Origin of the sequence: Bacteroides sp. AM37-9 (genome assembly GCF_003603455.1) — a bacterium.
Classification (GTDB): domain Bacteria; phylum Bacteroidota; class Bacteroidia; order Bacteroidales; family Bacteroidaceae; genus Bacteroides; species Bacteroides xylanisolvens.
In genome coordinates, this window is sequence record NZ_QTNF01000031.1 from 19,947 (window position 1) to 40,761 (window position 20,815).

A 20,815-nucleotide genomic window follows, 5' to 3' on the forward strand; every position below is an offset into this window, starting at 1 on the left:
GTTGCGAATTACCTTCTGCAACGGCTCTCTATTTTTTCAGTGTTTTCTTATCAGAACTTATATCCTACAACAATAGAAAAGTTCATGTTTTTAGGATTACCAACTTTTTGTACGTCAACTAAACCGAACTGACCTTCCAAGCCTGCAATGATTTTACCAAATTCCAATGCAACTCCTACACCAAGACCTGCATCAAAACGCTTCAAAGCATCGTCACCAAACGTATCTTCCTTATACTCTACATTACCCATATCCATTTTCGATTTTCCTGCAATTCCACATGCCAAATAAGGACCTGCATTAACCACAAGATTAGTATTGTCTGCAACATTAAAACGAGCAGCAGCCATTACAGGTAATTCCAAATAATAAGCGTTGATAGTCAATTCATCTTTTTTGGCACCTTTGCTAGTCAGGTATAATGAAGGCTGCAATGACCATGTATCATTAAAAGCATATTCAAAACCTCCACCAAGTTTGAAACCAATCTTAGCATTCATATCAGTATCTCCAGTGTAATTACTGATGTTCATACCTACCTTGGCATTCCAACCTGTAATTTGAGAAAAACCTGCTACTGAAATCAGCGCAAATAAAACAAACAAAACACTCTTCTTCATAATTTTAAAGTTTTAAATTAATACTAAAGGTTTTTATTGACCTTATTGTTTAACAATGCAAATGTATAATTGTAATTTGTATTAAACAACTTTTTCGTTAACAAGTGCGTAATTTATAGAGATTATACATAAAAAAAGGGAATTCCCTATTTTTGAGAACTCCCTTTCCTATTTTGTTGAATTACTTTTCTTCTTATCAGAATGCGTAGTGGAAACCAATTGAAAGGTCTTCGCTAGTAAGTTGAAGACCAAAAGAATCTCCAAGAGTGTTTATATTTCTACGATATCCCAGGAAACCATACTTGGCAATAAAAGAGAAGTGATCATTCAATTTAACAGCAATACCCGGTCTAAGTCCCACTTGTCCTGCTTTGCTAGTGTCTCCGTCTTTAACTTTCACGAAACCAACAGCAGCAGTTCCGTCCAAGAACAAACGAACAGCACCTGTTTCGCAGTAAGACCAACGAATGTACGGAGCTACAAATACTGAATTTTTAGTCACTCCTCCATCATAATTGTGTGAATAGTCTAATTCAGCACCCAGCGCCCATGTTTCATTAAAGTTGTATCCGATTTCCGGAGCAATTTTAAAAGAAGTAGTGTTGCCTGTGCTGTTACGCCAAACGTTCAAAGATCCGCCTACGTAAATGTCCTGTGCTTTTACAGCGATAGTTGCTAACATCACAACTACCAATAATAAACCCTTTTTCATTTTCTTTGTTTTTTTAATTAAACGTTAGACCCCAATTCGGTCGATTGATTTCTGGGTGCAAATGTAAAGCAGTTTTTATGAACAAACAAGCATTTAGTTAGTTTTTTATAATAAACACCAAATAAATGTTTAACGGAGACTCTGTACATCATATTATATGGCAACACAAAATTCTAGCTATCGATTCTTATTCAAATATATTGCATGTAGTGAGTGTTGTCATACCATAATAAGCCAAAGGATTTAAGAAGTAATGAGGACTGTTTCTTTAAGATTTAGTATCTTTGACGGGTGGTAAGCCTTTCAGCCATCAGACACAGACGCGCTTGACTGACATTGTATAGTGTAAAATGCTTCGTTATTATGAAAGTAAAGGCAATAAAACAGTTAGTTTAAACGATTGGTTATGTCAATAGAAATAAAGTATTTCGAGAACAGAAAAGATTGGCGAAAGTGGTTGAATGACAACTTTGAGACTGCCAATGAAGTTTGGTTTGTATTTCCCAGCAAGTCTTCAGGCGAAAAAAGTATCACATACAACGACGCTGTTGAAGAAGCCCTTTGTTTCGAGTGGATTGACAGTACAATAAAATCGCTCGACAAAGAACATAAAATTCAGCATTTCACACCCAGAAACCCTAAAAGTACCTATTCACAAGCTAACAAAGAAAGACTTAAGTGGCTATTGGAAAATAAAATGATACACCCCAAATTTGAAGATAAAATACGAAATGTATTGTCTGATCCTTTCATTTTCCCCAATGATATAATTGAAAGATTGAAGGAAGATAAGACAATATGGGAAAATTATCTCCATTTTTCCGACGCATATAAACGTATCCGAATTGCATACATTGAAGCAGCCAGAAAACGACCTGAAGAATTTGAGAAGCGATTAAACAACTTTATCAATAAAACGAAAGAAAATAAAAAAATCAGAGGATTTGGTGGAATTGAGAAATACTATTAATCCCAACTAAAAATCAATGATAATCTAAAATAAAATAGACTGCAAATACTTTCGCAAGTATTTACAGTCTATTTATCAGATAGTTAAGTACCTAACCAGCGTATTTGACTATCCTTCTATCGCTGCCTGCGCCGCCGCCAGTCTGGCAATCGGCACTCTAAATGGAGAACAACTAACGTAGTTCAAACCTACCCGGTGACAGAACTTCACAGAAGAAGGCTCACCACCATGTTCACCACAGATACCACATTTCAAATCCGGACGGATAGCACGGCCTTTTTCTGTCGCCATACGTACCAGCTGTCCCACACCATTCTGGTCGAGAACCTGGAACGGGTCTACTTTCAAAATCTTCTTTTCCAGATAAACAGGAAGGAAAGAAGCTATATCATCACGAGAATAACCGAAGGTCATCTGCGTCAAGTCATTTGTACCGAATGAGAAGAACTCGGCAGAAGAAGCAATACGGTCGGCAGTCAAAGCAGCACGCGGGATCTCGATCATTGTACCTACTTTGAAGTCAATACTATCTCCTACTTCCTCAAACAATTTCTTAGCTTCCGAGCGAATCACATTTTCCTGCTCCTTGAATTCATACAAGATACCGGTTAACGGAACCATGATTTCCGGATGAGTTTCCACTCCTTCTTTCTTCAGTTCCAATGCAGCACCCAAAATTGCACGTGTCTGCATCTGTGTAATTTCAGGATAAGTATTTCCTAAACGGCAACCACGGTGACCCAACATCGGGTTATGTTCACACAGTGATTCTACACGTTGCTGGATATATTGCAGGCTTACACCCATCGTATCCGCCATTTCTTGCTGTCCCTTCAAATCGTGAGGAACGAACTCATGCAAAGGAGGATCAAGCAAACGAACGGTTACCGGGCAACCAGCCATTGCTTTAAAGATACCTTTGAAGTCTTCTTGTTGATATGGAAGAATCTTAGCCAATGCTTTCCGACGTCCTTCTGCATTTTCCGCCAGGATCATTTCACGCATTGCTTTGATCTTTTCGCCTTCGAAGAACATGTGTTCTGTACGGCAAAGGCCGATACCTACTGCACCGAAGTTACGTGCAACTTCCGCATCATGAGGAGTGTCCGCATTGGTACGTACCTGCAAACGAGTATATTTATCAGCCAGTGTCATCAATTCGGCAAAGTCGCCGGAAAGCTCTGCAGCTTTCGTTTCTACCTTACCATTATATACTACACCTGTACTTCCGTTCAAAGAGATATAGTCACCTTCTTTCAGCAACACACCATCAATCTCTACCGTACGGTTTTTATAATCAATGTTCAATGCACCTGCACCCGATACGCAGCATTTACCCATACCACGAGCCACAACAGCCGCGTGAGAAGTCATACCTCCACGAGCCGTAAGAATACCTTCGGCCACTGCCATACCGGCCAAGTCTTCTGGAGAAGTTTCGATACGCACCATCACCACACGTTTACCGGCAGCATGCCATTCGGCAGCGTCATCAGCAAAGAATACGATCTGACCGGTTGCAGCACCCGGAGAAGCCGGAAGACCACGGGTCAACACTTTGGCTTTCTTCAAAGCATCCTTATCGAATACAGGGTGGAGCAATTCATCAAGTTTATTCGGTTCCACGCGCATCAAAGCAGTCTTTTCGTCAATCATACCCTGACGGAGCAAGTCCATAGCAATCTTTACCATGGCAGCACCTGTACGCTTACCGTTACGTGTCTGGAGGAACCAGAGTTTACCTTCCTGTACGGTGAACTCCATGTCCTGCATATCTTTATAATGATTTTCCAGTTTAGTCTGAAGAGCATCCAGTTCTTTATAGATTTCCGGCATTGCTTCTTCCATTGAAGGGAATTTAGCAGCACGAACATCTTCGGTAATGCCAGCCAATACAGCCCAACGTTGAGAACCAATCTTAGTGATCTGCTGTGGAGTACGGATACCTGCCACTACATCTTCACCTTGTGCGTTAATCAGGTATTCACCATTGAAAAGATCTTCGCCTGTACCGGCATCTCGTGAGAAACAAACACCTGTAGCCGATGTATCACCCATATTACCGAACACCATAGCCTGTACATTGACAGCTGTACCCCATTCATCAGGTATACCTTCCATCTTACGATAAAGAATAGCGCGTTCATTCATCCATGAATCAAATACAGCACAGATAGCTCCCCAAAGTTGTTCGTATGCACAAGTCGGGAAATCTTTTCCGGTCTGTTCTTTTACAGCGGCCTTGAATTTCTTTACGAGTTCCTGCAAGTCTTCCACTTTCAACTCGTTATCCAGTTCTACCCCTTTCGCTTTCTTCACCTCTTCGATGATAGCTTCGAACGGGTCAATATCATCTTTATTGGTAGGCTTCATGCCCAACACAACGTCACCGTACATCTGTACAAAACGACGATAAGAGTCCCATGCAAAACGTGCATTACCCGTTTTACGGATAATACCTTCCACCACTTCATCATTCAATCCGAGGTTCAGGATCGTATCCATCATACCCGGCATAGATGCGCGTGCACCGGAACGTACAGATACCAACAAAGGATTTTCAACATCACCGAATTTAGATTTCATCAACGCTTCCACATGAGCGATCGCTTTTACAACTTCATCTTTCAGCAACTCAACCACTTTATCACGTCCTAACGTATTGTATTCCGTACAAACATCTGTAGTTATTGTGAATCCGGGAGGGACAGGAATTCCGATTAAATTCATTTCAGCAAGGTTGGCTCCCTTACCACCGAGCAAATTCTTCATGTCAGCCTTTCCTTCTGCCTGACCATTACCAAAGGTATAAACTCTTTTTTTATCCATAATATTGTGTTTAAAGTTACATTATGATTTTTTTCTGTTCGCAAATCTAAGGATATTTCGCAAACTTGAAAACTTTTTGCGAAAAAACTTTCTATCAAAATGCAATTTCGACATTACAATCCGGAATATTTCTGTATACCCGAATTTTTTCCAAAAAAAATACCTACTTTTGCAAAGTAATTATTAGACTGGTGTAAAAGTGGCAAGAAAGAAAAAAGAGCTTCCCTTATTGGAGAAGGTAACAATCATGGATGTGGCTGCCGAAGGAAAAGCCATAGCAAAAGTAGACGACCTGGTGATTTTTGTTCCCTATGTAGTGCCGGGTGATGTTGTAGACCTGCAAATCAAGCGTAAAAAGAATAAATATGCCGAAGCTGAAGCGGTGAAGTTTCACGAGCTGTCGCCCAATCGCGCTGTTCCTTTCTGCCAACATTATGGCGTATGCGGTGGCTGCAAGTGGCAAGTGCTCCCCTATTCAGAGCAAATCAGATATAAGCAAAAGCAAGTGGAAGATAATTTGAGACGTATCGGAAAGATCGAACTTCCCGAGATTTCTCCGATTCTCGGTTCTGACAAAACGGAGTTTTACAGGAACAAACTGGAATTCACCTTTTCAAATAAGCGCTGGTTGACAAACGAGGAAGTTCGTCAGGACGTGAAATACGATCAGATGAATGCGGTAGGTTTCCACATTCCGGGAGCATTCGACAAAGTACTGGCTATTGAGAAATGCTGGTTGCAGGATGATATATCCAACCGCATCCGGAACGCAGTACGTGACTACGCTTACGAACACGATTATTCTTTCATCAATCTGCGCACACAGGAAGGTATGCTGCGGAATATGATTATACGCACATCTTCCACAGGAGAACTGATGGTAATCGTCATTTGCAAGATTACGGAAGATCACGAAATGGAACTGTTCAAGCAATTACTCCAATTCATAGCGGACTCTTTCCCCGAAATCACTTCTCTTCTATACATTATTAATAATAAGTGCAACGATACCATCAACGATTTAGACGTTCACGTATTTAAAGGGAAAGATCACATCTTTGAAGAGATGGAAGGACTACGTTTCAAGGTCGGCCCGAAATCATTCTATCAGACTAACTCGGAACAGGCTTATAATTTATATAAGATAGCCCGTAACTTTGCCGGATTAACAGGAAACGAACTGGTATATGACCTTTATACAGGAACAGGAACAATTGCCAATTTCGTTTCACGCCAAGCCCGTCAGGTGATTGGTATCGAATACGTGCCGGAAGCTATTGAAGACGCAAAGGTGAATGCAGAAATCAATGATATCAAGAACGCAATTTTTTATGCCGGTGACATGAAAGATATGCTGACGCAGGATTTCATCAATCAGCATGGGCGCCCCGACGTAATCATCACAGACCCTCCCCGTGCCGGTATGCACCAGGATGTGATTGATGTCATTTTGTTTGCGGAACCGAAACGAATTGTATATGTAAGTTGTAATCCTGCTACTCAAGCGCGGGATCTGCAATTACTGGATGAAAAGTATAAGGTGAAGGCCGTTCAACCCGTAGATATGTTCCCTCACACTCACCACGTAGAAAATGTGGTGTTGCTGGAACTTCGATAAAGAGTTCACCACAGATTACACAGATTAACACAGATTATAATAATCAGTAATAAAAATCTGTGCTAATCTGTGTAATCTGTGGTGAAAAATAAATTCTCAAAAGAAAAAAGAAATGGAAAAAAGACCTAGAAGAACTCCTGCCGAAAAAGCACGTGCTCAATATACCAATTATGCAGTCAAAGAACCCATGGAATTAATGGAGTTCCTGGCTGCCAAGATGCCGGATGCAAGTCGCACGAAATTAAAATCGTTGTTAAGCAAGCGGGTCGTGTTTGTTGATAATGTGATAACCACGCAATTCAACTTCCCCCTTGAAGCGGGCATGAAAGTGCAAATCAGCAAGCAAAAGGGAAAGAAAGAATTTAATAACAGATTACTGAAGATTGTATATGAAGACGCCTATATCATTGTCGTCGAAAAGATGCAAGGGCTTCTATCCGTCAATACAGAGCGTCAGAAAGAGCGCACTGCCTACACGATACTGAATGAATATGTGCAACGCTCCGGACGTCAATTCCGTGTGTTTATCGTTCACCGCTTAGATAGAGATACTTCCGGTCTGATGATGTTTGCCAAAGATGAAAAAACGCAGCGGACGCTACGCGACAACTGGCATGAGATAGTGACCGACCGCCGATATGTAGCCGTAGTGGAAGGTAGTATGGAAAAAGATTATGATACAGTCGTTTCCTGGCTGACTGATAAAACACTTTACGTAAGTTCCAGTGAATACGATGACGGTGGATCAAAATCTATTACCCACTATAAGACAATCAAACGCGCTAACGGATATTCTCTGTTGGAACTCGATTTGGAAACTGGCCGAAAGAATCAGATTCGTGTACACATGCAGGATTTAGGCCATCCTATTATTGGCGACGGAAGATATGGAAGAGAAGATTCTCCCAACCCTATCGGACGCCTAGCACTCCATGCCTTCAAACTTTGTTTCTATCATCCGGTAACGGGAGATTTAATGGAGTTCGAGACGCCTTACCCAGCGGAATTTAAGAAGTTGTTTTTGAAAAAATAAATTCCTATATTCAAAAAACAAAGCCAGAATCATGATTGACTCTGGCTTTATTTTTAATCTTTATCACTGTTTTATTGACGACGCATATAGAATGGCTGTCCATCTATTCTATCCCTAAAATCCCGCCAATTATTATACCATGTTCCACTAAAGGTTCTATCGGTAGCTTCCGCACCCCAAATATAGGCATAAGTGCCATCACCATAAAAATATAATTCCATTGAATTATATCCTCCATCAATCCATCTCCACTCAAAAACCAAATAATTCGGATCACCGGCAGAACCAATTGTTCCTTGATTTCTCGCGTTAAAAGTCATAAGCGTACCTCTTCCCCAGGTATATGCCCCGAAATCAATTTCTTCATTCGTATACCACTCACCAGGCAGATTAAATTCTGTCTCGTCCTCACTTTCACACGAAGTAAAGCCAACCAATAAAGTCAGCATCATCAAGATACCCGCATATTTCTTTATCATTTCCATAATTCTCTAGTTTATTGCGTTTATTAATACAAAATTAGCGTTTTTTATTTACTATACATCACAAGCCACAAGTTTTTTGTACCTTTGCGAAGATAATATTAAAATTTCCGCATGAAACTTCTTTGGCTTGATTTAAATAGTTCGTACGCTCATTCTTCGTTGGCATTACCTGCCTTACATGCCCAAATAGCAAATAATACAGACATTGAATGGTGTACGGTTTCCGCCACGATCAATGAAAACACCGGCAGTGTCGTCAATCAAATCTACCGCCATCAACCGGATATCATTGCAGCTACCAATTGGCTATTCAATCATGAGCAACTCCTGCACATCGTTTCACGCGCAAAAGCATTACTACCTCACTGCTGTGTTATACTCGGAGGTCCCGAGTTTTTAGGAGATAATGAAGCTTTCTTATATAAGAACAAATTTGTAAGCGGAGTGTTTCGCGGAGAAGGCGAAGAAGTATTTCCATTATGGTTAAAAGTGTGGAATCAGCCAAGAAAGGAATGGAAATCAATCACAGGACTTTGTTACCTGAATGAATCAGGAGAATATCAGGACAACGGACTTGCCCGTGTCATGAACTTTTCTGAATTGGTTCCTCCCGAAAAAAGCCGTTTCTTCAATTGGAGCAAACCATTTGTGCAGTTAGAAACTACCCGGGGATGTTTTAACACCTGTGCTTTTTGTGTCAGTGGAGGTGAAAAGCCGGTTCGTACCTTATCTCTCGAAGCAATCAAAGAACGTCTCGACGTGATACACGAACACGGAATCAAAAACGTGCGAGTACTGGATCGTACTTTCAATTACAATAATAAACGGGCAAAAGAGCTATTAAACTTATTCCGTGAATACCCGGACATCTGTTTCCATCTGGAAATTCATCCGGCACTACTTTCCGATGAACTCAAACAGGAATTAGCCACTCTGCCTAAAGGTCTGCTGCACCTGGAAGCCGGTATCCAAAGCCTTCGGGAAAACGTGCTTGAACAAAGTCGAAGAATAGGAAAACTCTCCGATGCTTTGGCCGGACTCCACTATCTATGTTCACTTGAAAACATGGAAACTCATGCCGACTTGATAGCCGGACTCCCACTCTACCATCTATCAGAGATTTTCGATGACGTCCGTACCTTAACCGAGTATGGCGCAAGAGAAATCCAACTGGAATCTCTGAAATTACTTCCGGGCACCGAAATGCGAAGAAGAGCGGATGAATTAGGTATACAGTATTCTCCACTTCCTCCATACGAAGTACTTCAAACCCGTGAAATCACGGTAGATGAGTTACAAACAGCCCATTATCTGTCACGCCTGTTAGACGGTTTCTATAACACTCCTACCTGGCGAAATATCACCCGTATACTAATTTTGGAGAACCCCCATTTCATACATGACCTACTCGACCATCTGGTCCGGACAGATGTCATCGACACTCCTCTTAGTCTGGAAAGAAGAGGATTAATCCTTTATGATTTCTGCAAGAATCATTATCCCGACTACCTGACACAAGTCAGTATTGCATGGATAGAAGCAGGTATGTCATTAAAAAAAGCTCCGGCAGAAAAAGTAAGAACCAAAAGACAGTTACCTCCTGAAAGTTGGGAAGTAGTATACGGTGCATACCGCGAAAATCTACGACTATGTTTCCTCCCTGTCGATGAAGAAGGACATGGCTACTGGTTTGGCTTTGAATCGGAAATTCAGAAGATACAACCCGTTTTCAAAGCTAGAAAACTATCATAAACAAAAGAAAAGTATTCCCATATTATGTGAAATAATTACTATTCACTAATCGTTCAAAGCAGCATATCCTGTTTTTCACCGTCCATACAATAAACTTTACTAGCATAGTGTATGGACATTCGGAAATATCAATTGAATATTCTTTATTTATTATTGTTCCCCTTATCCGCAGCAGGGCAAGAATGGAGCAAACACGACTCACAATATAATACTATACGAAAAAGATAGGAATGGGTACCTCAAATCAGTATTTCATACGAATGGTAGATTCTATCGAGATAACCAACGATATAAGAAAGTTTTAGAAAACAAGAAAGCATATTTTCCATTTATTCTCGTACCTTTGTCATACGATTAAATATGCTATCATAATGAAGAACTTTATCAAGGGATTCCGGTTTACCCCCTCTAATTATCCGGCAGAAATAGAAGCAAAAATACAGAAATACAGGAAACAAGGTTACAAACTTCCTCCCCGTAAAGTACTCCGTACTCCCGAACAACTGGAAGGTATTCGGGAAAGTGCCAAAATCAATACTGCACTGTTGGACTATATTTCAGAAAATATTCGCGAAGGAATGTCTACTGAAGAGATTGATGTATTGGTATATGATTTCACCACCAGCCACGGTGCTATCCCTGCCCCACTCAACTACGAAGGATTTCCTAAAAGTGTATGCACAAGCATTAACGACGTGGTTTGTCACGGTATTCCCAACAAAAATGAGATTCTGAAAAGCGGAGACATTATCAATGTGGACGTTTCTACCATTTATAAAGGATATTTCTCCGATGCATCCCGTATGTTTATGATTGGCGATGTCAATCCTGACATGCAAAGATTAGTACAAGTCACCAAAGAGTGTATGGAAATAGGTATTGCCGCCGCACAACCCTGGAAACAACTGGGTGATGTAGGCGCCGCCATCCAGGAACATGCAGAAAAGAACGGTTTCAGCGTAGTTCGTGATCTCTGCGGACATGGCGTAGGGATGCAATTCCATGAGGAACCGGACGTAGAACATTTCGGCCGACGGGGTACGGGCATGATGATCGTACCGGGAATGACCTTTACCATCGAACCCATGATTAACATGGGAACCTACGAAGTCTTTATAGATGATGCCGACGGATGGACTGTCTGCACCGACGACGGCCTCCCCTCCGCCCAATGGGAAAACATGATTCTGATTACTGAAAACGGAAACGAAATTCTTACTTATTAATGGAATTAATTTTACTTATCGTTGTTGCCGCATTAGTGATAGTCTTACTAATACTGTCACTTACAAAAGGTAATAATCAAACGCAAGCGGAACAACTGCAAACAGCTTTGCGCCAACAAATGCAGGAGAACCGCGAAGAACTGAATCGCAGCATCCGGGAACTCCGCCTGGAGATGACTCAAACGCTGAATCAGAATATGCAGCAATTGCAAGACGTATTGCACAAAAATATGTTGACTAACGGAGAGCTGCAGCGTCAGAAATTCGATATGATGGCCCGTCAACAGGAATCATTGATTAAATCGACCGAAAAGAGGTTGGATGACATGAGGACAATGGTGGAAGAAAAATTGCAAAAGACATTGAACGAACGCATTGGCCAATCATTTGAAATTGTCCGCTCACAACTTGAGAATGTGCAGAAAGGACTAGGCGAAATGAAATCTCTGGCTCAAGACGTAGGCGGATTAAAGAAGGTGTTGAGCAATGTAAAAATGCGTGGCACATTCGGTGAAGTTCAGTTAGGAGCATTATTAGAGCAGATGATGAGTCCGGAACAATACGACGCTAATGTGAAAACCAAGAAAAGCGGAACCGAATTCGTTGAATTCGCAATCAAACTTCCGGGAAAGGATGATGCGAACAGCACCGTCTATCTGCCTATCGACGCTAAATTTCCCAAAGATGTATACGAACAATATTATGATGCTTTTGAAGCAGGAGATACTGCATTGATAGAATCGTCCGGCAAGCAATTGGAAACAACCATCAAAAAAATGGCGAAAGACATTCACGACAAATATGTAGATCCTCCTTTTACCACAGACTTCGCCATTATGTTTCTGCCTTTTGAAAGCATTTATGCCGAAGTAATCCGAAGAACAAGCCTGGTAGAAACTCTGCAAAAAGATTACAAAATAGTTGTCACAGGACCTACTACACTAGGGGCTATCCTAAATAGCCTGCAAATGGGATTCCGCACGTTAGCTATTCAAAAGCGAACGGGAGAGGTTTGGACGGTATTAGGAGCTGTAAAAACAGAATTCAGCAAATTCGGAGGACTACTCGAAAAAGTACAGAAAAACCTTCAAAATGCCGGCGACCAACTAGAAGAAGTAATGGGTAAGCGGACTCGCGCTATCGAACGAAAACTCCGCCAAGTTGAACAATTGCCACATGAAGAAAGCATGAAAATTCTTCCGATAGATGATGGAGACGATGAATCGACAGATTAAAGCGAAATCCGAAGTACGACATATCCCAGTAAGCCGGAAAGTACGGTTCCGGTCAATACACCAAATTTGGCCTGATTCAATAATACAGGATAGTCTACCCCAAAAGAAAGATTAGCGATAAAGAGTGATACAGTAAAGCCAATACCTCCCAACAATGCAACTCCGGAAAGATTCTTCCAGGTCATCCCTAAAGGCATGGGAGTCAATCTTATTTTTATAGCCAGCCAGGTAAAGAAATATATTCCAATAAATTTTCCCAGTAACAGACCGGCAGCAACAGCAATACTGACAGCTCCCACTAATTCGCCTCCCCCACTAAACACAACGCCGGCATTGACAAATGCAAAAAGAGGAAGAATCAAATAATTGACTGTTCCATGCAAATTATCTTCTAATGACTGCAACGGACTAATTACACGGTCGGAAGCCGATTCGACCTCTTTCAACTTGGCTATTTGCTCATTAGTCAGCACAATGCTTTCAGATTGCATTGCCGGAAAACCGGCAATGGTATGACGAATTTTTTCGATGTACTTCCCTACATTCAGACGAGGTTTAGCGGGAATAACAAAAGCAAGAATAACTCCCGAAATAGTGCTATGAATACCGGATTGCAAAAATAAATACCAGATAATCACCCCAATCACCAAGAAGAATACCTTATTTGTCGTTCCATACTTGCCTATAAAATAAAGTAAAATATAAAAGAGTATAGCTACCAAAAGATAGCCATAGGCAACATGTGAACTATAAAAAAGAGCGATCACCAAAATTCCCCCAATATCATCGACTACCGCAAAAGCAGTCAAAAAAATCTTCAAACTCAACGGCACACGGCTGCCTAATAAGCTCAACACCCCCAATGAAAAAGCAATATCCGTAGCCATAGGAATGGCGAGTCCATGTCCGCCTTCACTACCCGGAACACAAATAAGCGAATAGATCATCACAGGCAACAACATCCCACCACAAGCGGCAATGAAAGGCAACGCCGCCTTACGAAAAGAGGAAAGCTCACCTACCAATAACTCACGTTTGATTTCCAGTCCAACCAATAAAAAGAAAATCGTCATCAAACCATCATTGATAAACTCAATCATTCGCAGATTTTCCCCACCATGCGAAAGCAAATTAAAATTTCCTATCTGTAAATGAAGTTCATGCGACAAAAATTCCTGATATACCGGAGCCACAGAAGAGTTCGCAATAATGGCTGCCGAGATAGCAGCCAGGAATAAAAGAATACTCGCCGTGATATTCATAGACGAGAAGTTCCGCATAGTCCGCAAAATAGTCATAACGAAATGTTTTTATAATATTAGTTTTGCAATATACAGAATTTTCTAATTAGTATAACTCCTTAAAGCAAGATTTTTGACCCAAAGTACAAAAATTCCTGTCAAAATCAGATTCAGTACCAAGGTAAGAACAGAAATTACCAATGCCGGACCACCCAAGTTATAGCCCAATGCAATGAAAATGATTCCGGCTCCTACCTCACCACGGGTAAACATACCGATAGAAAGAGCCAGTCGCTCGCTTAATTTCCGGTCACGGTAAAAGAACATCGGGCAAAGCTTTCCTATATTCGACAATAAAGAGACAATCACTACATGAAACATAATCATCCCCCACGACATCATCTCCTGCGAACCGGTGACGGAATAAGCACCTGCATGAGTCTCCGCAAAGTTCACTCCAATAAAATGCGGCATACTCATCCCCACCAGGAACATGAAGAAAAATGAAATTCCGGTAGAAACCTTTCGTTCCACGGGCGTATCATGTTCCTTATGTTTCATAATCATACCCAGCACAAATGCAGGCAGCAGGACTTCAATATGAATACTTCCCTCCTCCCCATACAATTCCTTACTACCGAGATAAAGAATTTGAGTAGTCAAAAATATGATTATTGAATAAAAGAGGATAGCCTTCCAATCCTGACGCCAATCGTACTTATTCAGCCTTTGCCAGCCGATCGATAATAACAGGAACACAATCACCACCACAATAATCAACTGCCAGCGCAGCCCGATCATCATAATCTGAAGAGGAATCATCAAAAGAATCGTATCCAAATCATCGAAAATAGCCAACACCTGTATCTTCTTATAAATCCAACTGGACTTTAGCCCGATAGCCGCCAACATTGTAAACAAAATACCGGCTGATGTCGGTGCGGCAAAACGGCTCAACAGCAAATTCTCCTTCCAGGCTTCCCAACTATTCCAAAAATCGGGTGGAAGCAATACAAACACATAATAGATGGCAATCATAAACCACGGCAAAGCAGCCGTAGCCATGGCAATAAAATAATCCTGGGCGTAACTTTTCCACCGTGTCTTATCAAGAACAAATTCACGCCCTACATTAATCATTATAAAACTAAGGCATACATAGAGCAATACATTCGATATGGATTTAACAGCTCCATAGCCATCCCCTGCCATCATCGGCAAGAATTGCGAAACGACGAGCCCCAGCATCAGGAAGCCCGAAAAAGACAGAACTTTTCTCATATTTATAGTTGTTTGTTCCTAAAAAGTGATTGCCAAGGAAAGCTCTGCAGACAGAAGGCAATCACCTGGTGTATTAAAAACTAACCGCAAGTCAATTTGTTCAGAACATATCTCTGAAAAATTGCTTGCGGCAGTGTTTTTTTAATCCAGCTTCAGTACGGCGAGGAAGGCTTTCTGCGGCACTTCCACGTTACCGATTTGTTTCATTCGTTTTTTACCTCTTTTCTGTTTTTCAAGCAGTTTACGTTTACGGCTCACGTCGCCACCATAACACTTCGCGGTCACATCCTTACGAACTGCCTTAATGGTTTCACGAGAAATAATCTTCGCTCCGATAGCTGCCTGAATGGCAATATCAAACTGTTGACGCGGAATAAGTTCCTTCAACTTCTCACACATCCGGCGTCCCATATCGTAAGCATTGTCAATATGCGTCAAAGTGGAAAGCGCATCCACAGGCTCACCGTTCAAGAGGATATCCAACTTCACCAGTTTAGAAGTACGGAAACCATTCGGATGATAATCAAACGAAGCATACCCTTTGGAAATACTCTTCAACTTATCATAAAAGTCAATCACAATTTCTCCCAAAGGCATATTATAATAGATTTCCACCCGGTTACCGGAGATATATTCCTGTTTAATCAATTCACCACGTTTACCCAGACAAAGCGTCATGATAGGACCGATATAATCGGTAGTAGTAATAATAGATGCTTTGATATACGGCTCTTCGATATGGTCAATCATGGTCGGGTCAGGCATACCACCGGGGTTGTGCACTTCCTTCATATTACCTTGTTTATCATATATATGGTAAGAAACGTTCGGCACCGTAGTAATCACATTCATATCAAACTCACGGTCCAAGCGCTCCTGCACAATCTCCATGTGGAGCAATCCGAGGAAACCACAACGGAAGCCAAAACCCAAAGCCAACGAAGATTCCGGCTGGAAAGTCAAAGACGCGTCATTCAACTGCAACTTCTCCAAAGACGCACGGAGATCTTCAAAATCCTCCGCTTCAATCGGATAAACTCCGGCAAACACCATCGGCTTCACTTCCTCAAAACCGGCAATAGCCTTTTCACACGGACGGGCAATATGCGTAATGGTATCTCCCACTTTCACCTCTTTGGAAGTCTTGATACCGGAAATAATATATCCTACATCTCCCGTACGAAGTTCGTTACGAGGCACCATATCCATTTTCAACACCCCTACTTCATCGGCGTCATACTCTTTTCCCGTATTGAAGAACTTCACCTTGTCTCCCTTGCGAATCATACCGTTTTCGATCTTGAAATAGGCTATAATTCCGCGGAAAGAATTAAATACAGAGTCGAAAATCAAAGCCTGCAACGGAGCCTCTTCATCTCCTTCCGGATGAGGAATCCGCTCAATCACAGCCGCCAGTATCTCTTCCACTCCCATCCCCGTTTTGCCGGACGCACGGATTACTTCCTCCCGTTTGCAGCCCAACAATTCAACGATCTCATCTTCCACTTCTTCGGGATTGGCGCTCGCCATGTCACATTTATTAATCACCGGAATAATCTCAAGGTCATGTTCAATGGCCATATACAGATTTGAAATCGTCTGCGCCTGCACTCCCTGGGAAGCATCGACAATCAGCAACGCACCTTCACACGCAGCAATAGAACGCGATACCTCATACGAAAAGTCCACATGTCCCGGGGTGTCAATCAAGTTAAGGATATACTTTTCACCCTGATAAGTATATTCCATCTGGATAGCATGGCTCTTGATAGTGATCCCTCTTTCCTTCTCCAGATCCATATTATCAAGCATCTGCCCGGAAGTCACCTGAATGGTATGTGTAAACTCCAACAAACGGTCAGCCAAAGTCGACTTACCGTGGTCAATATGAGCAATAATGCAAAAGTTGCGTATATTCTTCATTCTGAATTCTTATTATTTTATCTTTTTGGTGTGCAAAGATACGTAAATGGCGGAATAAAAAAAAATGCGTTGATAACATTATGATTATGTACCAACGCATTTTTTTATTGCTTAAGTGAGTTACTCGCTTAGATCAATTTGATGAAGAGTTCACCTTCAACTTCTTCCACAGAGACTTTGTCTTCTCTCAATAACCAGCCAAGGCCGAGAAACAGATCTTTGTCAACCAATTTAGTTGCTTTTTTAAGCTGCTTGGCAGTCATTCCTTCTGTTTCGTTCAGTGTATTCCAGATAGTACCTGCAATTACACCAGCTTTTTCTTTCAACATTTGCTTTGCAATTTTAGTTAGACATGCTTAAAATCTTTCCAGCCAAAAGACTTTCAGATTTTATTTCGGAGGCAAAGATAGTTATTTTTATGTTATATAACACTTTATTGAGCACTTTTTTACCGTTTTTGTAATAAAAAAGCATTTTAGGAGCTCATTTTGGATGCTTTTCGAGATATTCAGACCAAATTCTTGCCGCTTCTTCAACCATTTTTGCACAGGGACGCTTGCTATAATATTGAGCAGTACGCTCTTCCGGAATAGTGGAGACGGGCTCTTTTTTCTTTAATCCCAACAATTCGCCACAAATCAGCGAGCCGTTACGCTTCTTAAATTCAGCCGCCAGTTCTTGCACTACCGCATAATTGGCAGCTTTTCCTTCCCGGTCAGTTGCTTCCGTAGCACCGGTTTCCAAGCCTGCCACCAGAAACATGCCGCAGGCAGCTCCACACGTTTCACGCATCCGTCCGATGCCCCCGCCAAAAGAAGCACTCATACGCAATGCCTGTTCCTGTGTAAATCCATACATGTCCGCAAAAGCCGCTACCACCGACTGTGAGCAGTTATATCCACTCCTAAAAAGCTCCACTGCTTTCTGTATTCTATCTTCCATAAACTATTTTGCATTTTTATTTTGTGCAAAAGTATAAAAAAGTATCTTTGTACCGGATAGGGCGTAAAGATTAAAATCAAAAAAAAGAAAATATGAACAAAACTATTTCATATAAAGAATCAACAGCCATTGCCATCCAAGCTATGATGAGCGCAGCCAGAAAGGATGAATATGCCGATAGGAAAAGAAAAAGTAATTTCCCTCAAAACAGAAAGAAACGTGATGTCACTCTTAAGGACATACGTGAATGGAACAAAAGAAGGAATTACAAAGAAGATACAGGAATTACAATCAATGCGATGATGGAATCAGCCATCAAAGATCCGTATGTTGATCTGAATCCACCATCCAAATTTTAAAAGACGGAAATTTATGGCTACAACATTTGATATTCAACTACCTCATTATTCGCGCGGATTTCACCTAATCACGCGCGATATTGTCTCACAGCTACCCGCACTTCCTGAAAGCGGCCTGCTGGTAGTCTTTATCAAACACACTTCTGCCGGACTGACCATCAACGAAAATGCAGACCCGGACGTACGGCATGACTTTCAGACGTTTTTTAATAAACTTGTCCCCGACGGTGCTCCCTACTTCATCCATACCCTTGAAGGCCCTGACGATATGAGTGCCCATATAAAAGCCTCCCTGATAGGAAGCTCGGTCACCATCCCCATCAAAAACCACCGTTTGAACTTAGGTACATGGCAAGGCGTCTACCTCGGCGAGTTTCGCGACGGAGGAGACACCCGTAAATTGAGTATTACCATTCTATAATATCTCCAGAGCCATCGGACAATGGTCGGAATGTACGGCCTCATTCAGGATATACGCCCGTTTCAACAGCGGGCGTACCGGTTCGCTGACCATACAATAATCAATTCTCCAGCCTTTATTCTTGGCACGCGAATTAAAACGATAGCTCCACCAGGTATATTCCTGTTTCTCCGGACAAAGCGTACGGAAAGAGTCCACATATCCCGCAGACAGGAAACGCGTCATCCATTCCCGTTCTTCAGGAAGGAAACCGCTGTTGGTCGCGTTCCGGACAGGGTCATGAATATCAATCGGCTCGTGACAGATATTATAATCACCGCAAAGAATCAAGTTGGGACGAGACTTCTGCAACTCCATCACATATTTCTGGAAATCTTCCAACCACCCCATTTTAAAGGCCTGGCGTTCATCCCCGCTTGTTCCCGAAGGGTGATAAACACTGACTACCGACAAGTCTCCGAAGTCCGCACGGATGAAACGTCCTTCATTATCGTATGCTTCCATTCCCATCCCATATTCCACATGGTCCGGTTCCCGCTTGGTAAGTATAGCCACTCCACTGTATCCCTTCTTCTGCGCCGAGTACAAATAAGACTTGTAGCCCAATGCTTCAAACACTTCTCCCGGATATTGGTCCGGTTGCAGTTTCGTCTCTTGCAGACAAAGAATATCAGGATTCTCCTGTGCCAGCCATTCCGGTAACCCTTTAGATACGGCTGCACGTAGTCCGTTCACGTTATAAGTAATAATTTTCATCATTCTATATTTATAAGTTCATGTTCATTTTATGAAAACAAAAGCATAATGTTCAGTACCGAAACGATAATAGCAATCGAGTACAACACGAACGTACTCCAACGACTATTGACATAATCGCCCATCACCTTTCGGGAAGACGTCAGTCCCACCTGTAAGAACACGGTGAAAGGCAATTGAATACTAAGTACCATCTGCGAAATAATCAATCCTTTAAAAGGATCTCCAATAAAGAAAATCAGCAATAAGGCAATTCCCAAAGATAAGAGAACTCCCACCTGCGAGTGACTGTCCTTGATATGATAAGACTCGCCGAAAATACCTGCAAAAATAGAACCTGCCGCCATTCCGCTCGTAATAGTTGACGAAATGCCCGCCATCAGCAATGCCAATGCAAATACAATTGCCGCATTACTTCCCAATAAAGGTTCGAGCAAAGACTTAGCCTGTTGCAGTTCCTCTACCTGAATACCGCTCTTAAAGAAAGTGGCGGCCGCCAGCAGAATCATGGCACTGTTAATCGCCCAACCTACAATCATTGAGAAAAGAGTGTCAAACAACTCATATTTCAATACCTTCTTAATAGAAGCATCATCTTTCTTATTGTACTCGTGACTCTGTATCACCTCCGAATGAAGGAACAGATTGTGAGGCATCACTACCGCTCCCAACACACTCATGATAATCAGCATACTACCTTTCGGGAAAGAAGGAGTCACCCACCCCGCCGTTGCAGCCGGCCAGTCTATTTCCACCAGAAACAATTCATAAATAAATGAAAGCCCGATAACAGAAACGAACGCAATGATGGAACGTTCTATCTTTTTATACGAATTAGTGAAAAGCATGATGGAGACAAAAAGCGTAGTCAATACAGCTCCCCATATAATAGGAATATCCAATAACATTTCCAACGCGATGGCACCTCCCAGAATTTCCGCCAGGGAAGTAGAGATCGACGCCAGTACTGCTGTGCCAAGAATAGGTCGTGACACCCATTTAGGGGTGTACTTAGTGGCCGCCTCCGAAAGGCAAAGTCCGGTAACGATTCCCAAGTGAGCAACGTTGTGCTGAAGGACAATCAGCATGATAGTAGACAAGGTAACCACCCAAAGCAAGGAATAGCCGAATTCGGAACCGGCGGCGAAATTAGAAGCCCAGTTTCCCGGATCAATAAATCCTACAGTAACCAGTAGCCCCGGACCAATATATTTAAAAACATCCAGTCCACCCAGATAGCGTTTATGATCTTTCCGTCTTAAGTCTTGAAAAATATTCTTCATTTTTGCATAATAGTTTATCCAGTACAAATATACTTATAAATAACGAGTGAGAATCAATTTTAGTTCAAAATACCGACCAATAAGTAGATGACCTATGGACACAGATGATACACTAATTATGAGGACATT

At 41.7% G+C, this 20,815-nt stretch carries 19 protein-coding genes and 2 pseudogenes; 10 read left to right on the forward strand and 11 right to left on the reverse strand.

Annotated features, from left to right (window positions below; translation table 11 throughout):
- Window positions 1-50 precede the first annotated feature (50 nt).
- Window positions 51-620, reverse strand: a complete 570-nt coding sequence (locus tag DW862_RS18905; RefSeq protein ID WP_004313170.1) for a porin family protein — start codon at window positions 618-620, stop codon at window positions 51-53.
- Window positions 621-816: 196 nt separating this feature from the next.
- The gene (locus DW862_RS18910) at window positions 817-1,332 is read right to left on the reverse strand and encodes an outer membrane beta-barrel protein (RefSeq protein ID WP_004313171.1); all 516 of its coding nucleotides are present in this window, start codon (window positions 1,330-1,332) and stop codon (window positions 817-819) included.
- A 406-nt stretch (window positions 1,333-1,738) separates the two neighbouring features.
- Between DW862_RS18910 and DW862_RS18915 the strand changes: the two genes are divergently transcribed.
- On the forward strand, window positions 1,739-2,302 hold the full coding sequence (locus DW862_RS18915; RefSeq protein WP_120069912.1) for a YdeI family protein: 564 nt from the start codon (window positions 1,739-1,741) through the stop codon (window positions 2,300-2,302).
- Window positions 2,303-2,410: 108 nt separating this feature from the next.
- Here the strand turns inward: DW862_RS18915 and ppdK are convergent, their stop codons facing one another.
- Window positions 2,411-5,131, reverse strand: a complete 2,721-nt coding sequence (gene ppdK, locus DW862_RS18920; RefSeq protein ID WP_015531005.1) for a pyruvate, phosphate dikinase — start codon at window positions 5,129-5,131, stop codon at window positions 2,411-2,413.
- Between the two features lie 247 nt (window positions 5,132-5,378).
- Here ppdK and rlmD point away from each other — a divergent pair, with 247 nt between their 5' ends.
- Both rlmD and DW862_RS18935 read left to right on the forward strand, forming a co-directional pair.
- Window positions 5,379-6,749, forward strand: a complete 1,371-nt coding sequence (rlmD, locus tag DW862_RS18930) for a 23S rRNA (uracil(1939)-C(5))-methyltransferase RlmD (RefSeq protein ID WP_256371926.1) — start codon at window positions 5,379-5,381, stop codon at window positions 6,747-6,749.
- Between the two features lie 112 nt (window positions 6,750-6,861).
- Window positions 6,862-7,782: an RluA family pseudouridine synthase gene (locus DW862_RS18935; RefSeq protein ID WP_117683500.1), complete on the forward strand. Its 921-nt coding sequence runs from the start codon at window positions 6,862-6,864 to the stop codon at window positions 7,780-7,782.
- Window positions 7,783-7,853: 71 nt separating this feature from the next.
- Here DW862_RS18935 and DW862_RS18940 read toward each other — a convergent pair whose 3' ends face one another.
- On the reverse strand, window positions 7,854-8,267 hold the full coding sequence (locus DW862_RS18940) for a hypothetical protein (protein WP_008643698.1): 414 nt from the start codon (window positions 8,265-8,267) through the stop codon (window positions 7,854-7,856).
- Between the two features lie 111 nt (window positions 8,268-8,378).
- On the opposite strand from DW862_RS18940, the gene DW862_RS18945 reads away from it, so the two are divergent.
- The 4 genes and pseudogenes from DW862_RS18945 to DW862_RS18960 all read left to right on the forward strand — a co-directional run bounded on the left by DW862_RS18945 (window position 8,379) and on the right by DW862_RS18960 (window position 12,480).
- Complete coding sequence (locus tag DW862_RS18945; RefSeq protein WP_120069916.1) at window positions 8,379-10,019, forward strand: B12-binding domain-containing radical SAM protein; 1,641 nt, start codon at window positions 8,379-8,381, stop codon at window positions 10,017-10,019.
- Between the two features lie 111 nt (window positions 10,020-10,130).
- Window positions 10,131-10,220 (forward strand): annotated as a pseudogene (locus DW862_RS26440) (DUF4858 domain-containing protein); the annotation flags it as partial.
- Window positions 10,221-10,390: 170 nt separating this feature from the next.
- A complete protein-coding gene (gene map / locus DW862_RS18955) occupies window positions 10,391-11,245 on the forward strand; it encodes a type I methionyl aminopeptidase (protein ID WP_087317699.1) in 855 nt (284 codons plus the stop codon).
- Window positions 11,245-12,480, forward strand: a complete 1,236-nt coding sequence (locus DW862_RS18960; protein WP_074909194.1) for a DNA recombination protein RmuC — start codon at window positions 11,245-11,247, stop codon at window positions 12,478-12,480. Before map ends, DW862_RS18960 begins: the two co-directional genes overlap by 1 nt.
- On the opposite strand, the gene nhaA is transcribed toward DW862_RS18960, so the two are convergent.
- From nhaA to DW862_RS18985, 5 genes are all read right to left on the reverse strand, one after another.
- Window positions 12,477-13,778, reverse strand: coding sequence for a Na+/H+ antiporter NhaA (gene nhaA / locus DW862_RS18965; protein WP_008643706.1), 1,302 nt, complete (start codon window positions 13,776-13,778; stop codon window positions 12,477-12,479). The two genes, DW862_RS18960 and nhaA, sit on opposite strands and share 4 nt — an antisense overlap.
- Before the next feature lie 45 nt (window positions 13,779-13,823).
- Window positions 13,824-15,002, reverse strand: a complete 1,179-nt coding sequence (locus DW862_RS18970) for a hypothetical protein (RefSeq protein ID WP_008022685.1) — start codon at window positions 15,000-15,002, stop codon at window positions 13,824-13,826.
- Window positions 15,003-15,143: 141 nt separating this feature from the next.
- Window positions 15,144-16,925, reverse strand: coding sequence for a translation elongation factor 4 (gene lepA / locus DW862_RS18975; protein ID WP_004312779.1), 1,782 nt, complete (start codon window positions 16,923-16,925; stop codon window positions 15,144-15,146).
- Window positions 16,926-17,053: 128 nt separating this feature from the next.
- Entirely contained in the window at window positions 17,054-17,254 is a 201-nt protein-coding gene (locus DW862_RS18980) for a winged helix-turn-helix domain-containing protein (RefSeq protein WP_120069922.1), read from the reverse strand.
- 154 nt (window positions 17,255-17,408) lie between these two features.
- Window positions 17,409-17,867 carry a C-GCAxxG-C-C family (seleno)protein gene (locus DW862_RS18985; RefSeq protein WP_009039492.1) on the reverse strand — a complete coding sequence of 153 codons (459 nt, stop codon included), beginning with the start codon at window positions 17,865-17,867 and terminating at the stop codon, window positions 17,409-17,411.
- A 92-nt stretch (window positions 17,868-17,959) separates the two neighbouring features.
- On the opposite strand from DW862_RS18985, the gene DW862_RS18990 reads away from it, so the two are divergent.
- Window positions 17,960-18,226, forward strand: coding sequence for a hypothetical protein (locus DW862_RS18990; RefSeq protein WP_008022690.1), 267 nt, complete (start codon window positions 17,960-17,962; stop codon window positions 18,224-18,226).
- Window positions 18,227-18,239: 13 nt separating this feature from the next.
- Window positions 18,240-18,647, forward strand: coding sequence for a secondary thiamine-phosphate synthase enzyme YjbQ (locus tag DW862_RS18995; RefSeq protein ID WP_008022692.1), 408 nt, complete (start codon window positions 18,240-18,242; stop codon window positions 18,645-18,647).
- Here DW862_RS18995 and DW862_RS19000 read toward each other — a convergent pair.
- The gene (locus DW862_RS19000) at window positions 18,642-19,403 is read right to left on the reverse strand and encodes an exodeoxyribonuclease III (protein ID WP_032851206.1); all 762 of its coding nucleotides are present in this window, start codon (window positions 19,401-19,403) and stop codon (window positions 18,642-18,644) included. The two genes, DW862_RS18995 and DW862_RS19000, sit on opposite strands and share 6 nt — an antisense overlap.
- Window positions 19,404-19,432: 29 nt before the next feature.
- Window positions 19,433-20,686 (reverse strand): Nramp family divalent metal transporter, encoded by a 1,254-nt coding sequence (locus tag DW862_RS19005; protein WP_008022695.1) that lies wholly within the window; start codon window positions 20,684-20,686, stop codon window positions 19,433-19,435.
- On the opposite strand from DW862_RS19005, the pseudogene DW862_RS26780 reads away from it, so the two are divergent.
- Window positions 20,665-20,736, forward strand: a pseudogene (locus tag DW862_RS26780) (hypothetical protein); the annotation flags it as partial. The gene DW862_RS19005 and the pseudogene DW862_RS26780 sit on opposite strands and share 22 nt — an antisense overlap.
- Window positions 20,737-20,815 lie beyond the last annotated feature (79 nt).

Excerpts from the sequence above, each read along its gene's own strand:
- DW862_RS18905 (WP_004313170.1), bottom strand. The coding sequence starts at position 620 with ATGAAGAAGAGTGTTTTGTTTGTTTTATTTGCGCTGATTTCAGTAGCA.
- DW862_RS18910 (WP_004313171.1), bottom strand. The coding sequence starts at position 1,332 with ATGAAAAAGGGTTTATTATTGGTAGTTGTGATGTTAGCAACTATCGCT.
- DW862_RS18915 (WP_120069912.1), top strand. The coding sequence starts at position 1,739 with ATGTCAATAGAAATAAAGTATTTCGAGAACAGAAAAGATTGGCGAAAG.
- ppdK (WP_015531005.1), bottom strand. The coding sequence starts at position 5,131 with ATGGATAAAAAAAGAGTTTATACCTTTGGTAATGGTCAGGCAGAAGGA.
- rlmD (WP_256371926.1), top strand. The coding sequence starts at position 5,379 with ATGGATGTGGCTGCCGAAGGAAAAGCCATAGCAAAAGTAGACGACCTG.
- DW862_RS18935 (WP_117683500.1), top strand. The coding sequence starts at position 6,862 with ATGGAAAAAAGACCTAGAAGAACTCCTGCCGAAAAAGCACGTGCTCAA.
- DW862_RS18940 (WP_008643698.1), bottom strand. The coding sequence starts at position 8,267 with ATGGAAATGATAAAGAAATATGCGGGTATCTTGATGATGCTGACTTTA.
- DW862_RS18945 (WP_120069916.1), top strand. The coding sequence starts at position 8,379 with ATGAAACTTCTTTGGCTTGATTTAAATAGTTCGTACGCTCATTCTTCG.
- map (WP_087317699.1), top strand. The coding sequence starts at position 10,391 with ATGAAGAACTTTATCAAGGGATTCCGGTTTACCCCCTCTAATTATCCG.
- DW862_RS18960 (WP_074909194.1), top strand. The coding sequence starts at position 11,245 with ATGGAATTAATTTTACTTATCGTTGTTGCCGCATTAGTGATAGTCTTA.
- nhaA (WP_008643706.1), bottom strand. The coding sequence starts at position 13,778 with ATGACTATTTTGCGGACTATGCGGAACTTCTCGTCTATGAATATCACG.
- DW862_RS18970 (WP_008022685.1), bottom strand. The coding sequence starts at position 15,002 with ATGAGAAAAGTTCTGTCTTTTTCGGGCTTCCTGATGCTGGGGCTCGTC.
- lepA (WP_004312779.1), bottom strand. The coding sequence starts at position 16,925 with ATGAAGAATATACGCAACTTTTGCATTATTGCTCATATTGACCACGGT.
- DW862_RS18980 (WP_120069922.1), bottom strand. The coding sequence starts at position 17,254 with ATGTTGAAAGAAAAAGCTGGTGTAATTGCAGGTACTATCTGGAATACA.
- DW862_RS18985 (WP_009039492.1), bottom strand. The coding sequence starts at position 17,867 with ATGGAAGATAGAATACAGAAAGCAGTGGAGCTTTTTAGGAGTGGATAT.
- DW862_RS18990 (WP_008022690.1), top strand. The coding sequence starts at position 17,960 with ATGAACAAAACTATTTCATATAAAGAATCAACAGCCATTGCCATCCAA.
- DW862_RS18995 (WP_008022692.1), top strand. The coding sequence starts at position 18,240 with ATGGCTACAACATTTGATATTCAACTACCTCATTATTCGCGCGGATTT.
- DW862_RS19000 (WP_032851206.1), bottom strand. The coding sequence starts at position 19,403 with ATGAAAATTATTACTTATAACGTGAACGGACTACGTGCAGCCGTATCT.
- DW862_RS19005 (WP_008022695.1), bottom strand. The coding sequence starts at position 20,686 with ATGAAGAATATTTTTCAAGACTTAAGACGGAAAGATCATAAACGCTAT.